12 protein-coding genes are annotated in these 12874 nt (G+C 72.8%); 8 read left to right on the top strand and 4 right to left on the bottom strand.

Annotated elements, in window-relative coordinates; all coding sequences use genetic code 11:
• Positions 1-55: 55 nt before the first annotated feature.
• Positions 56-778 carry a lysophospholipid acyltransferase family protein gene (locus ACWFQ8_RS06275; protein WP_453785023.1) on the bottom strand — a complete coding sequence of 241 codons (723 nt, stop codon included), beginning with the start codon at positions 776-778 and terminating at the stop codon, positions 56-58.
• A 380-nt stretch (positions 779-1158) separates the two neighbouring features.
• On the opposite strand from ACWFQ8_RS06275, the gene ACWFQ8_RS06270 reads away from it, so the two are divergent.
• From ACWFQ8_RS06270 to ACWFQ8_RS06250, 5 genes are all read left to right on the top strand, one after another.
• Entirely contained in the window at positions 1159-1482 is a 324-nt protein-coding gene (locus ACWFQ8_RS06270; protein WP_453785153.1) for a TlpA family protein disulfide reductase, read from the top strand.
• 265 nt (positions 1483-1747) lie between these two features.
• The gene (locus tag ACWFQ8_RS06265) at positions 1748-2269 is read left to right on the top strand and encodes a flavin reductase family protein (protein ID WP_453785022.1); all 522 of its coding nucleotides are present in this window, start codon (positions 1748-1750) and stop codon (positions 2267-2269) included.
• Between the two features lie 200 nt (positions 2270-2469).
• The gene (locus tag ACWFQ8_RS06260) at positions 2470-3255 is read left to right on the top strand and encodes an electron transfer flavoprotein subunit beta/FixA family protein (protein ID WP_453785021.1); all 786 of its coding nucleotides are present in this window, start codon (positions 2470-2472) and stop codon (positions 3253-3255) included.
• Between the two features lie 57 nt (positions 3256-3312).
• On the top strand, positions 3313-4287 hold the full coding sequence (locus ACWFQ8_RS06255) for an electron transfer flavoprotein subunit alpha/FixB family protein (RefSeq protein ID WP_453785020.1): 975 nt from the start codon (positions 3313-3315) through the stop codon (positions 4285-4287).
• Between the two features lie 174 nt (positions 4288-4461).
• Positions 4462-5760 (top strand): DUF6986 family protein, encoded by a 1299-nt coding sequence (locus tag ACWFQ8_RS06250; RefSeq protein WP_453785019.1) that lies wholly within the window; start codon positions 4462-4464, stop codon positions 5758-5760.
• A 132-nt stretch (positions 5761-5892) separates the two neighbouring features.
• Here ACWFQ8_RS06250 and ACWFQ8_RS06245 read toward each other — a convergent pair whose 3' ends face one another.
• Positions 5893-6879 (bottom strand): LacI family DNA-binding transcriptional regulator, encoded by a 987-nt coding sequence (locus tag ACWFQ8_RS06245; protein ID WP_453785152.1) that lies wholly within the window; start codon positions 6877-6879, stop codon positions 5893-5895.
• A 171-nt stretch (positions 6880-7050) separates the two neighbouring features.
• On the opposite strand from ACWFQ8_RS06245, the gene ACWFQ8_RS06240 reads away from it, so the two are divergent.
• Positions 7051-8106 carry an NUDIX domain-containing protein gene (locus ACWFQ8_RS06240; protein WP_453785018.1) on the top strand — a complete coding sequence of 352 codons (1056 nt, stop codon included), beginning with the start codon at positions 7051-7053 and terminating at the stop codon, positions 8104-8106.
• Between the two features lie 124 nt (positions 8107-8230).
• Here ACWFQ8_RS06240 and ACWFQ8_RS06235 read toward each other — a convergent pair whose 3' ends face one another.
• A complete protein-coding gene (locus tag ACWFQ8_RS06235; protein ID WP_453785017.1) occupies positions 8231-9595 on the bottom strand; it encodes a M20/M25/M40 family metallo-hydrolase in 1365 nt (454 codons plus the stop codon).
• A gap of 246 nt (positions 9596-9841) precedes the next feature.
• Between ACWFQ8_RS06235 and ACWFQ8_RS06230 the strand changes: the two genes are divergently transcribed.
• Positions 9842-11068 carry a geranylgeranyl reductase family protein gene (locus ACWFQ8_RS06230; RefSeq protein WP_453785151.1) on the top strand — a complete coding sequence of 409 codons (1227 nt, stop codon included), beginning with the start codon at positions 9842-9844 and terminating at the stop codon, positions 11066-11068.
• Between the two features lie 357 nt (positions 11069-11425).
• Here the strand turns inward: ACWFQ8_RS06230 and ACWFQ8_RS06225 are convergent, their stop codons facing one another.
• Entirely contained in the window at positions 11426-11884 is a 459-nt protein-coding gene (locus tag ACWFQ8_RS06225; RefSeq protein WP_453785016.1) for a nitroreductase/quinone reductase family protein, read from the bottom strand.
• Between the two features lie 154 nt (positions 11885-12038).
• Here ACWFQ8_RS06225 and ACWFQ8_RS06220 point away from each other — a divergent pair, with 154 nt between their 5' ends.
• Positions 12039-12737, top strand: a complete 699-nt coding sequence (locus ACWFQ8_RS06220; protein WP_453785015.1) for a TetR/AcrR family transcriptional regulator — start codon at positions 12039-12041, stop codon at positions 12735-12737.
• The last annotated feature ends 137 nt before the right edge of the window (positions 12738-12874 follow it).

The following is a 12874-nucleotide window of genomic DNA, read 5'->3' as shown; positions in this document are numbered from 1 at the left end:
GGCGCGGCCCCGTCACGGCTCGTCCGTGGCGGGGCCGCGTACGACCGTGGGCGGATCAGCCCGCTTCGCGCACCTGCTCCGCGGTCGGAGCGGTGCCGCCCAGGTGCGCGGGCAGCCACCACGAGTCGTCCGTACCCGCCGGCTTGCCCGGGTAGGCGCGCTGCGCCGCGTCCAGCAGTTCCTGCACGCGCTCGCGCAGGCGGCGCGTGATGGCACCCGCGTACTGGTCCGCCGGGGCGTCCATCGGCTCGCCGACGCGCATCGTCACGGGGATGTGGCTGCGCTTGAGGTTCTTCGGGCGGCCCTTGGTCCACAGGCGCTGCGTGCCCCACAGCGCCACCGGGATCAGCGGAACCCCGGCGTCCTGAGCCATGCGCGCAGCGCCGGACTTGAAGCTCTTGAGGGTGAAGGACTGGGAGATCGTGGCCTCCGGGAACACGCCGATGATCTCGCCGGAGCGCAGGGACTGGAGGGCGTGCTGGTACGCCGACTCGCCCTGCTCGCGGTCCACCGGGATGTGCTTCATGGCGCGCATCAGCGGACCGGACACCTTGTGCCGGAACACCGACTCCTTCGCCATGAAGCGCACCAGGCGCTTCTGCGGCCGGGCGGTCAGTCCGGCGAAGATGAAGTCGAGGTAGCCGATGTGGTTCGACACCAGGACGGCGCCGCCCTGGCGCGGGATGTTCTCGGTGCCCTCCATGTCGATGCGGATGTCCAGTGCCCGGAACAGCGTGTGCGCGGCGCCGATCACCGGAGGGTAGATGAGCTCAGCCATGGTGCGGAGACCCCGCTTTCTGCCTTGGGAGGTGCTCCCGGCCGGAAGTTACGGCAGCGTAGGTACGCGGCCATGGGGATCGTGCCCCAAACGGGAGCCGGTGACCAGTCCAGACGCCCGTACCAGGAGAGATTCTCGTCACGCCGGGAATGCGGAGGGGGTCGCGGGCGCTCCGATCAACTGATGAGCGTACGAGGATGACGGGCATCGAGGCGATGGCGGTGACGGGAGTGCGCGTGCGCGGGCAGGACGGACGGGGCGGACAGGTCGACGGCCGGAGCGCCGGGCCGGGCGGCCACGGCGGCAGCGCCCACGGCGGCAGCGCCCACGGCGGCGACGGCCTCGCGCACGGCAGCGGGGACGGCAGCGGGGACGGCAGCGTGCAGCGCGGCGGACGGCCGCGGCTGGGAGCCGCGGAACTAAGCGCCCGGCCGGGGGAGCGGGCCACCCTGGTGCAGTTCTCCAGCGCGTTCTGCCAGCCCTGCCGGGCCACCCGGCGGATCCTCTCCGAGGTCGCGGCGATGGTCGAGGGGGTCGCGCACATCGAGATCGACGCCGAGCACCGGCTCGACCTGATGCGGGCCCTGGCGATCGAGAAGACCCCGACCGTGCTCGTCCTGGACTCGGCGGGAAGGATCGTCCGCCGGGCGGCCGGCCTGCCCCGCAAGGCGGACGTGATCGCGGCCCTGGGCGCCGCCGTGTGACCCGCCGGACGGCCCGGGTACCGGGTCCGGACGCGCCGGTGCGCGTGCCCGCACGCAGCGTGACGCGCCTGACATCTGCCCGTTCCCGCTTGACTGTGTACACGGGAGATCGCCAGGCTGGCGGTATGCGGCATGAACTCCTGCTCTACGGACGAGTCCACGTGGACCTCGTCCGCCACGCCGGCGCGCGCTGTCCGGGTCACTGAACGTCCCCGACCCGGACATCGACAGCGACCGCGTTCCCGTGGCAGAAGGAAGATCCCCCATGACGGCCCCGACCGCTCCGTCCCCCCGCCCCGACGCCGGCCTGCCCGGCTCGCCCGACCTCCTGCGCTCCGTCTTCCGGCAGCACGCCGCCGGCGTCGCGGTGATCACCGCCGAGGAGGGCGGGCAGCCGGTGGGCTTCACCGCGACCTCCCTCAACTCCGTCTCCGCCGATCCGCCGCTGCTGTCCTTCACCATCGGCACGGGGGCCTCCACCTGGCCCGCCGTGCGCGACCGCGAGTACCTCGGCGTCCACATACTGGGCGAGCACCAGCGGGAGCTCGCCGGCTTGTTCGCCCGTAGCGGAGCCGACCGCTTCGGCCCGGCCACCGGGTGGACCGCCGGACCGTACGGGGTGCCGGTACTGGGCGGCGTACTGGCGTGGCTGGTGTGCCGGGTGGTGGCTCGGGTGCCGGCCGGGGCGCACCGGGTGGTGATCGCGGAGGCGGTCGCCGGGAACCCGGCCGGGGAAGGCCGTCCCCTGCTGTACCACCAGGGTCGCTTCAACGCGCTGCGCGACTGAATCGTCCCTGTTGGGGCGTGCCGGGCGGCGTTGGACAGATCACAGTTCACCGGCCTTGCCTCTTGGTGGGACCCACGGTGTACTGACGAGTAACATTCCCTTCGGAGCGCGGGCCGCCCCGACCGGGATCCGCCCGACAAGGCGCCTATGCTGCCTGCACAAGGCGGTACCAGAAAAGACGATGCGGTAGGAGAGCCGGCGTGAGCCTGAGGATCGTTGTCTGTGTGAAGTACGTGCCCGACGCCACCGGCGACCGGCAGTTCACCGAGGACTTGACCGTCAACCGTGACGACGTCGACGGCCTGCTGTCGGAGCTCGACGAGTACGCCGTCGAGCAGGCGCTGCAGATCGCCGACGAGGCCGACGATGCCGAGATCACCGTTCTGACGGTGGGCCCCGAGGACGCCAAGGACGCGCTCCGCAAGGCGCTGTCCATGGGCGCCGACAAGGCGATCCACGTCGAGGACGACGACCTGCACGGCAGCGACGTCATGGGCACCTCGCTGGTGCTCGCCAAGGCCATCGAGAAGGCCGGCTACGACCTGGTCATCACCGGCATGGCCTCGACCGACGGCACCATGGGCGTCCTCCCGGCGATCCTGGCCGAGCGCCTCGGCGTCCCGCAGGTCACCCTGCTCTCCGAGGTCAAGGTCGAGGACGGCACCGTGACCGGCCGCCGTGACGGCGACACCGCCAGCGAGCAGCTGGAGGCCTCCCTCCCGGCGCTCGTCTCGGTGACGGACCAGTCGGGCGAGGCCCGCTACCCGTCCTTCAAGGGCATCATGGCCGCCAAGAAGAAGCCGGTGGAGTCCTGGGACCTGGAGGAGCTGGAGATCGAGGCCGACGAGGTCGGTCTGGAAGGCTCCTGGACCGCGGTCGACTCCGCGGCGCAGCGTCCGGCGCGCACCGCCGGCACGATCGTCAAGGACGAGGGCGAGGGCGGCAAGCAGCTGGCCGAGTTCCTGGCCGGCCAGAAGTTCATCTGAGCCTCGGCCAACCCTCCATAGCCCCCAGACACTTCGCAATCGCAGGAGAGCAGTCCCATGGCTGAAGTTCTCGTCTACGTCGACCACGTGGACGGCGCCGTCCGCAAGCCCACCCTTGAGCTGCTGACGCTGGCCCGCCGCCTCGGCGAGCCCGTCGCCGTCGCCCTGGGCGCCGGCGCCGACGCCACCGCCGCGGTGCTCGCCGAGCACGGCGCGGTCAAGGTCCTCACCGCCGACGCCCCCGAGTTCACCGAGTACCTCGTCGTACCCAAGGTCGACGCGCTCCAGGCCGCCTACGAGGCCGCGTCCGCCGCGGGCTCCCTGGCCGCCGTGCTCGTCCCGTCCTCCGCCGAGGGCAAGGAGATCGCGGCCCGCCTGGCCGTCCGCATCGGCTCCGGCATCATCACCGACGCCATTGACCTGGAGGCGGGTGACGAGGGCCCGGTCGCCACGCAGGCCGCCTTCGCCGCGTCGTTCACCACCAAGTCCCGCGTCTCCAAGGGCACCCCGGTCATCACCGTGAAGCCGAACTCGGCCCCGGTCGAGGCCGCTCCGGCCGCCGGCGCGGTCGAGGCGCTCGCCGTCACCTTCGGCGCGCTGGCCACCGGGACCAAGGTCACCGGCCGCACCCCGCGCGAGTCCACCGGCCGCCCCGAGCTGACCGAGGCCGCGATCGTGGTCTCCGGCGGCCGCGGCGTCAACGGCGCCGAGAACTTCCACGTGATCGAGTCGCTCGCGGACTCCCTCGGCGCGGCCGTCGGCGCCTCCCGCGCCGCCGTGGACGCCGGCTGGTACCCGCACTCCAACCAGGTCGGCCAGACCGGCAAGTCGGTCTCCCCGCAGCTGTACATCGCCTCCGGCATCTCGGGCGCGATCCAGCACCGGGCCGGCATGCAGACCTCGAAGACCATCGTGGCCATCAACAAGGACGCGGAGGCCCCGATCTTCGACCTCGTCGACTACGGCGTGGTCGGCGACCTCTTCGCGGTCGTCCCGCAGCTGACCGAAGAGATCCAGGCCCGCAAGGGCTGACCTGCGCTTCTCTTCGTAGCTTCGCTTCTCCGGGGCCGTGTGGTGATTCTCACCGCGCGGCCCCGAGTCGTTTGTCCAGGGCGGCAGGGGGACCATTGACGGAGCGGAACCGCGTGGCTAAATTCTGCTATGCGGATCTAAGCTTCCGTGAAGCGGAAAAGAGGAGAGTGCGCGATGGGTCAGCAGGAGAAGGTGGCGACGAGCCTCGCCGGCGCGGTCAGCGAGGGCATCAGCGCCTCCCTGGCCCCGGTGGACGCGGAACTCGCACGGCACTACCCGGGCGACCCCGGCACCCGTCAGCCCATCCACACCGTCTACGTGCCCGGTGACGTCTTCGCGGCGGACACCATCCGCTCCTGGGGCGACCAGGCCCTCGCCGCCCTGGACGAGCACGCCCCTGACGCCGCCACGTTCGCCGAGGTACTGGGCATCCCCGACGAGCTGGCCGTACCGGTCTACGACCGCGTCCGCGCCAAGCTGCTGAGCGAGCCCGTCGAGGACCTCCGCGTCGACTTCGAGGACGGCTTCGGCGTCCGTTCCGACGAGGAGGAGGACCAGGCAGCGGCCCGCGCCGCACGCCTGGTCTCCGAGGCCTTCTCCAACGGCGCGAACGCCCCGTACATGGGCATCCGCATGAAGTGCATGGAGTCCAACGTCCGTGACCGCGGCATCCGCACCACCGACATCTTCCTCTCCGGGCTGCTGGAGCACGGCGGCCTCCCCGAAGGCCTCGTCCTCACCCTGCCCAAGGTCACCTACGCCGAGCAGGTCAGCGCCTTCGTCCAGCTGCTGGAGGCCTTCGAGACGGCCCGCGGCCTGCGCCCCGGCCGGATCGGCTTCGAGATCCAGATCGAGACCAGCCAGTCCATCGTGGCCTCCGACGGCACCGCCACCGTCGCCCGGATGATCGAGGCCGCCAAGGGCCGCGCCACCGGCCTGCACTACGGCACCTTCGACTACAGCGCCTGCGTCGGCGTCTCCGCGGCCTACCAGTCGAGCGACCACCCGGCCGCCGACCATGCCAAGGCGATCATGCAGGTCGCGGCCGCCGGTACCGGCGTCCGCGTGTCCGACGGCTCGACCAACGTCCTGCCGATCGGCACCACCGAGCACGTCCACGAGGCCTGGAAGCTGCACTACGGCCTCACCCGCCGCGCCCTGGCCCGCGCGTACTACCAGGGCTGGGACATGCACCCGGCGCACCTGCCGACCCGCTACGCGGCCGTCTTCACCTTCTACCGCGAGGGCCTCGCCACCGCCGCCGCGCGCTTGAAGGCGTACGTCGCCAAGATCGAGGGCGACGTCATGGACGAGCCCGCCACGGCGAAGGCCCTGGCCGGCTACCTGGTCCGCGGCCTCGACTGCGGCGCGGTCGGCGCCGAGGAGGTCACCGCCCTGACCGGCCTGACCCGCGCCGAGCTGGACGCCTTCGCCATCCCGCGCCGCTCGGCGACGCTGACGGCGAGCGCCTGACCCGACCGACCCGGGTGGCCCGGCCCCGAACCACCGGGGCCGGGCCACTTGCACGCCCGCCCCCGCCACCACCCGGCACCGCGACACCCCGTCGTCCCCGGTGGTGGCGTGCGGAGCCGGTCCGGTGAAGGGTCAGGCCGGGGGAGGGAGTTCGCCCGAGCCGCGGGGGATGAGGCGGGTCGGGAGTTCGATGCGGGACGGGGTGAGGTCGGCGCCCGCCAGGCGCTGGAAGAGGCGGTTCGTCGCCACGCGGCCGAGCGCGGCGGCGTCCTGGGCGACGACCGTGACGCCGGGGCGCAGCAGGTCCGCCAGCTCGAAGTCGTCGAAGCCGACCAGGGCCGAGGGGCGGTCCCGGTCGGCGAGCACCCGTACCAGCGTGACCGTCACGCGGTTGTTGCCGGCGAACACGGCGGTGACCGGTTCGGGGCCGGCCAGCATCCGGTGCGCCGCTGCCGTCACCGGTTCCGGCGTGGTGGAGCCGAGGGAGAGCCAGGATCCGGCCACCGGAAGCCCCGCGTCCGCCATCGCGGCGCGGTAGCCGCGCAGTCGCTCCGTCGCCGTGTGGATGTGCGGGTGGTCCCCGATGAAGCCGATCCGGCGGTGGCCCGCCGCGATCAGGTGGGCCACCCCGTCCCGGGCGCCGCCGAAGCTGTCCGACAGCACGACGTCCGCCTCGATCCGGCCCGCCGGCCGGTCCACGAACACCGTGGCGACCCCGGCCCGGATCTCCGGCTCCAGGTACCGGTGGTCGTCCCCGGCCGGGATCACGATCAGCCCGTCCACCCGGCGGGCGCACAGCGCGAGGGCCAACTCCCGCTCCCGTACCGGGTCCGCGGCGCTGGAACCGTTGATGAGCAGGGCTCCGTGCGCCCGCGCCACCTCCTCCACCGCCCGGTTCAAAGGACCGTAGAAGGGGTCGGCGAGGTCCTCCAGGACCAGGCCCACGGTGGCGGTACGGCCCTTGCGCAGGACGCGCGCGCTGTCGTTGCGGCGGAAGCCGAGGGCGTCGATCGCCTCCTGGACGCGCCTCTCGGTGTCAGCGGTGACCCCCGCCTCGCCGTTGACGACCCGGGACACCGTCTTGAGGCCCACGCCGGCCCGGGACGCCACGTCCTTCATGGTCGGCCTGTTGCCGTAACGAAGCTCGGACGGGCGGCGGCTGTGGGGCACGGCGGGGAAACCTCCGGCGGTATCGGACAACGCTCTGACCACGAGGATAAGCACTCGGCCGATAGTGAGGTTTCCGTGGCAGGGTGGGGCGGGCAGGCCACTGGGGGCTCCGGACGAGCCATGGGGAGAGGGGTAGACGTGATTGTCTGGATCAACGGCGCATTCGGTGCCGGGAAGACCAGCACGGCCCGCGAACTGGCCGGGATCCTGCCCGACGCCACCCTGTTCGACCCGGAGTTCGTCGGAGACGCGCTGCGCGTGCTGCTACCGCCCAAGAGGCTGGCGGAAGTCTCCGACTACCAGGACCTGCCGAGCTGGCGGCGGCTGGTGGTGGACACCGCGGCGGCGATGCTCGCTGAGCTGGGCGGGGTGCTCGTCGTGCCGATGACGCTGCTCAGGCAGGAGTACCGGGACGAGATCTTCGGCGGGCTGGCGGCGCGGCGGATAGCCGTACGACACGTGCTGCTCGCCCCGGCGGAAACGATCCTTCGGGAGCGGATCGCCACCCGGGAGGAGCCGGGCGCCGCGCGGGAGGTGGACCTGAGGGTCCGTCAGTGGGCGTACGACCACCTTCCCGCCTACCGGCAGGCGCTCGGCTGGCTCAGCGCGGACGCGCACGTCATCGACAACGGTGTGCCGACCGCCCGGGAGGCGGCCGAGCGGATCGCCGAGGCCGTCCGCACGGAGTCCGCGCCGGTCTGCGACATCGTGCAGACCCCGGAGCCGACGCGGGAGACGGTGGCGGCCGGGGTGCTGCTCTTCGACGAGCGGGACCGGGTGCTCCTGGTGGATCCGACGTACAAGGCCGGCTGGGAGTTCCCGGGCGGGGTCGTCGAGGCGGGCGAGGCCCCCGCGCGGGCGGGCGTCCGGGAGGTCGCCGAGGAGCTGGGTCTGGTGCTGGAGGAGACGCCCGGCCTGCTCGTGATCGACTGGGAGCCGCCGCAGCCGCCCGGCTACGGCGGTCTGCGCCTGCTCTTCGACGGCGGCCGCCTCTCGGACGCGACGGCGGCCCGGCTCCGGCTGCCCGGCCCGGAGCTGCGGGCGTGGCGCTTCGTGACCGAGGACGAGGCCGCCGACCTGCTGCCGCGGCACCGGTACGAGCGGCTGTGCGGGGCCCTGCGGGCCCGGGAGCGCGGCCGACCGCTGTACCTGGAGGCAGGCACCCCGGTCGGCTGACCGGCCGGCCCCGGGCCGCGGCGAGGCGGCGGCCGCGGCCACCGTCAGAGCGGACGGCGAAGGACGCCCGGAGCGGACCGCGCCCCGGGCGTACCCGCGTGCCTCTGCCGTCCGCCGTAGGCCGTCAGCCGCGCTTGGACTCCGCGTAGTTGACGAGGAACAGGGCCTCGGCCACCGACAGGCGCTCCAACTCCTGCGGCGACACGCTCTCGTTGACCGCGTGGATCTGCGCCTCCGGCTCGCTCAGGCCGATCAGCAGCATCTCCGCAGCGGGGTAAAGCGACGTCAGCGTGTTGCACAGCGGAATGGACCCGCCCATACCGCTGACCTGCATTTCCTGGCCCGGGTACGCCACCCGCATCGCCGCCGCCATCGACGCGTACGCCGGGCTGCCGGTGTCCGCCTGGAACGGCTGCCCCTGGCCGACGACTTCGAGCTCCAGCCGCGCCTTCCACGGAGTGTGCGCCACGAGGTGCTCCTCCAGCAGCTTGATGGCCTCGGCGGTGTCCACGCCCGGCGGCACGCGCAGGCTGATCAGCGCCCCGGCGCCGGCGTGCACCGACGGCGTCGCGCCGACCACCGGCGGGCAGTCGATCCCGAGCACCGTCACCGCCGGGCGGGCCCACAGCCGGTCCGCGATCGTGCCCTCGCCGATCAACTCCACACCGCCCAGCACCTTCGCGTCGGCGCGGAAGTCCGCCTCCGGGTACTGCAGGCCCTCCCACACCGCGTCCGAGGCGAGCCCGTCCACCGTCGTCGAGCCGTCCGCCGCGCGCAGCGAGTCCAGGAGCCGGATCAGCGCGGCCAGCGCGTCGGGGGCGGCGCCGCCGAACATGCCGGAGTGCAGGTTGCCGCCCAGCGTCTCGATCTTCACCTTCAGCAGGGTCATCCCGCGCAGCGTGGCCGTCACCGTGGGCAGGCCCAGGCGGAAGTTGCCCGCGTCGCCGATCACGATGGTGTCGGCGGCCAGCAGCTCCGGGTGCGCCTCGGCGTACTGCTGGAGACCGCCGGTGCCCTGCTCCTCGGACCCCTCGACGATCACCTTCACGCTCACCGGCACCCCGCCGTTGGCCTTCAGCGCGCGCAGTGCCAGCAGGTGCATGATGAACCCGCCCTTGCAGTCGGCCGAACCGCGCCCGTACCAGCGGCCGTCGCGCTCGGTCAGCTCGAAGGCCGGAGAGATCCACGCGGCGTCGTCCAGCGGCGGCTGCACGTCGTAGTGCGCGTAGAGCAGTACGGTCGGCGCGCCCTCAGGGCCGGGCAGGTACCCGTACACCGACTGGGTGCCGTCGGGGGTGTCGAGCAGTGCCACGTCCTGGAAGCCCTCGGCGCGCAGGGCGTCGGCCACCCAGTTCGCGGCGCCCTCGCTCTCGCTCTTGGGGAACTGCGCCCAGTCCGCCACCGACTGGAAGGCCACCAGCTCGGTCAGCTCCCGCTTGGCGCGGGGCATCAGCGAGGCGATGGTCTCGGCGATGGGATTCTGGGACATGGGCACGCTCCTCTTGGGTGCGACGTTGTTGTATCTGTACGCCGCCCGCATCCGCGTGGTGTGCGTATGCCGGGTACGGCGAAAGACATCCCCGATCCTCGCACAGCGGGACGAGGGGAAGACTCGCCGTAGGATTTCCCCGGCATCGGAGCAACCGGGTGATCAGGAGCAGCAGCACACGTGAGCAGCGACGACGACGTACGCGACGCAAGCGCAGGACACGCCGCGCAGGGTGCGCAGGACGAGGTGGCCGCAGGGACCGGCGAAGTGGGCGAGGTGTGGGACGTCGTCGTGGTCGGGGCCGGACCGGCCGGCGCCTCGGCCGCGTACGCGGCGGCGACGGCGGGGCGGCGGGTGCTGCTGCTGGAGAAGGCCCGGCTGCCCCGCTACAAGACCTGCGGCGGCGGCATCATCGGCCCCTCCCGGGACGCCCTGCCGCCCGGTTTCACCCTGCCCCTCAAGGACCGCATCCACGCGGTCACCTTCTCGCTGGACGGGAGGCTGACGCGGACGCGGCGTTCGAAGCAGATGCTGTTCGGCCTGATCAACCGGCCGGAGTTCGATGCCGGTCTGGTCGCGGAGGCCGAGAAGGCCGGTGCGACCGTCCGTACGGGCACCGCCGTGACCCGCGTCGAACAGCACGGTGCGGCCGTGCCCGACCGGCGGACCGTCGCCGTCGTGCTGGCGGACGGCGAGACGGTCCTGGCCCGCGCGGTGGTCGGCGCGGACGGCAGTGCGAGCCGCATCGGCGCGCACGTCGGGGTGGAGATGGACCAGGTGGACCTCGGCCTGGAGGCGGAGATCCCGGTACCGGAGACGGTCGCGGAGGACTGGAAGGGGCGGGTGCTCATCGACTGGGGCCCGATGCCCGGCAGTTACGGCTGGGTCTTCCCCAAGGGAGACACCCTCACCGTCGGGGTCATCTCGGCGAAGGGCGAGGGCGCCGCGACCAAGCGCTACCTCGACGACTTCATCGCCCGGCTCGGGCTCGCCGGTTTCGAGCCGGCCGTCTCCTCCGGGCACCTGACCCGCTGCCGCAAGCCCGATTCGCCGCTCTCGCGGGGCCGGGTGCTGGTGGCGGGCGACGCGGCCGGCCTGCTGGAGCCGTGGACCCGTGAGGGGATCTCGTTCGCGCTGCGGTCGGGCCGGCTGGCGGGGGAGTGGGCGGTGAAGATCTCCGAGGCGCAGGACGCGGTGGACGCGCGCCGTCAGGCCCTGAACTACGCCTTCGCGGTGAAGGCCGGGTTGGGTGTGGAGATGGAGGTCGGCAAGCGGATGCTCTCCCTCTTCGAGGCGCGGCCTGGCCTGCTGCACGCGGCGATCACCGGCCTCCGTCCGGCGTGGCGGGCGTTCGCCCGGATCACGCGCGGCTCGACGACCCTGGCCGAGCTCATCCGTACGTACCCGCTGGCCCGCAAGGCGCTGCACGCCGTGGACGCCAGGCAGGCGAATCGGAACGGCGGCCGGGGCTAGTGCGGTGGCCGGCGAGTTTGCCGGTCACAGCACTGAGGCGCGGTCGGGTGGCCTCGCCGAGCGCGGCGGTCGTAGCGCGCGGCGGGGGTGAGGGGAGTGCGAGGGGGAGGCGAGCCAGGGGGCGCGGCGCGGGGCGGGTCCGTGGCCCTGTCGGCCTGCGGTGCCTGCACCGGGCGCCGCCTGCGGGCCCCGCAGGCGGCGTGGGCCCACGGGACGCGCATCGCGATGCCGTCGAGCTTGCCCGCCAGCTCCTGCGGCGTAGGCCCGCAGGCACGGTAGGCCGCGCAGGCTCCGCAGGCACCGTGGGCTCGCAAGCCCCGTGGGCCTAGGCCCCGCAGTGCACCTCGGCCGCCGCTGTCAGCCCGACATCGTGATGCGGAAGACCGGGTGGTCGGCGGCGGCCGCCTGGAGCCGTTCGTCGGAGGACCGGGCATCGACGCCCTGGAAGAACTGGTTGACCTCCCAGCCCCACTTCTTCAGGTAGGTGCGCAGTACGGCGGCCTTCTGTACGGGGTCGGTGATCTCGGTCGCGGTGAAGGCACGCACCTTGCGGCCCACGCGCAGCTCACCGCCGCCCGCCACGCGCATGTTGCGGACCCACTGGGAGTGGCCGCGGGCCGAGACCAGGTACTGGGCGCCCTCATAGGTGTGCGGGTTGACCGGGATCCGCTGCATCGCGCCGGACGTGCGGCCGCGGACCGACATCTCGGCGCTTCCCGCGAGGCTGATGCCCAGCCGGGCCAGCTTCCCGAGGAGCGCGTTGAAACGGGCGGCGAACGGGCCGACCTGGACGTAGTACGGGGCAGGTGCGTTCATGATGCCTCCGGGCCTGATCGCTCTTGAGAGAGCACTGCTCTCGCTCAGGGTCAGTGTGCACGGATCGACGCTCCGAAGCAAGAGCAGTGCTCTCAAAAGTGGGCGGCGCTCCACTCTTTGGGCAGTGCTCCACTCGCATGGCACACTGAGTCGCATGAACACCGTGCGAGGGGCCAGGGAGCGGGCCCGCATCGAGGTCACCGCCGCGATCAAGGACGAGGCGCGCCGCATGCTCGCCGCCGACGGCGCGGCCAAGCTCTCGCTCCGCGCCGTCGCCCGCGAGCTGGGCATGGTCTCCTCCGCCCTCTACCGCTACTTCCCCAGCCGCGACGAGCTGCTCACGGCGCTCATCGTCGACGCCTACGACAGCCTCGGCACCGCCGCCGAGGAGGCCGACCTCCGCGCCCGCACCGCGGGCGCCCCGCCCCGCGCCCGCTGGATCACCGTCTGCGAGACCGTCCGCGCCTGGGCGCTGGAGCACCCGCACGAGTACGCACTCATCTACGGTTCCCCGGTCCCCGGCTACAGCGCACCGGTGGACACCGTCGCCCCCGCCTCCCGCGTCGTCCACATCCTCATCGGCATCCTGCGCGCGGCCTACGAGGGCCGGGGCCTCGCCCTGCCGCCGCTCCCGGCCGTCCTGCGGCCCGAAGCCGCCCGCATGACCGCCGACTTCGCCCAGGGGCTGCCCCCGGAGACCGGCGCGGCGCTCGTGGCCGCCTGGGCCCAGCTGGTCGGACTCGTCTCCTTCGAGGTGTTCGGGCAGTTCAACCGGGTCGTCGAGGACCGCACGGCCTTCTTCTCGTACGCGGCCGGTCAGCTGGCGCACGGGGTCGGCCTGCCCGCCGTCTGAGCCCGGCTCCGCGAGCGGCCCGCCACCCGTTCCTCTGACAAGGCGACAGTTCGATTGTCAGTTCCTCGGACCGAAGCGCCCGGTTGGGGCCTTGCGCGAGCCGCCGCCCGTCTACTGTTCCTCGGGTCCGCCGCCCC

The sequence above is a fragment of the Streptomyces sp. NPDC055254 genome (genome assembly GCF_053606025.1).
Note: the sequence above shows the minus strand (reverse complement) of the source record. Positions and strands in the feature narration are given on the sequence as shown.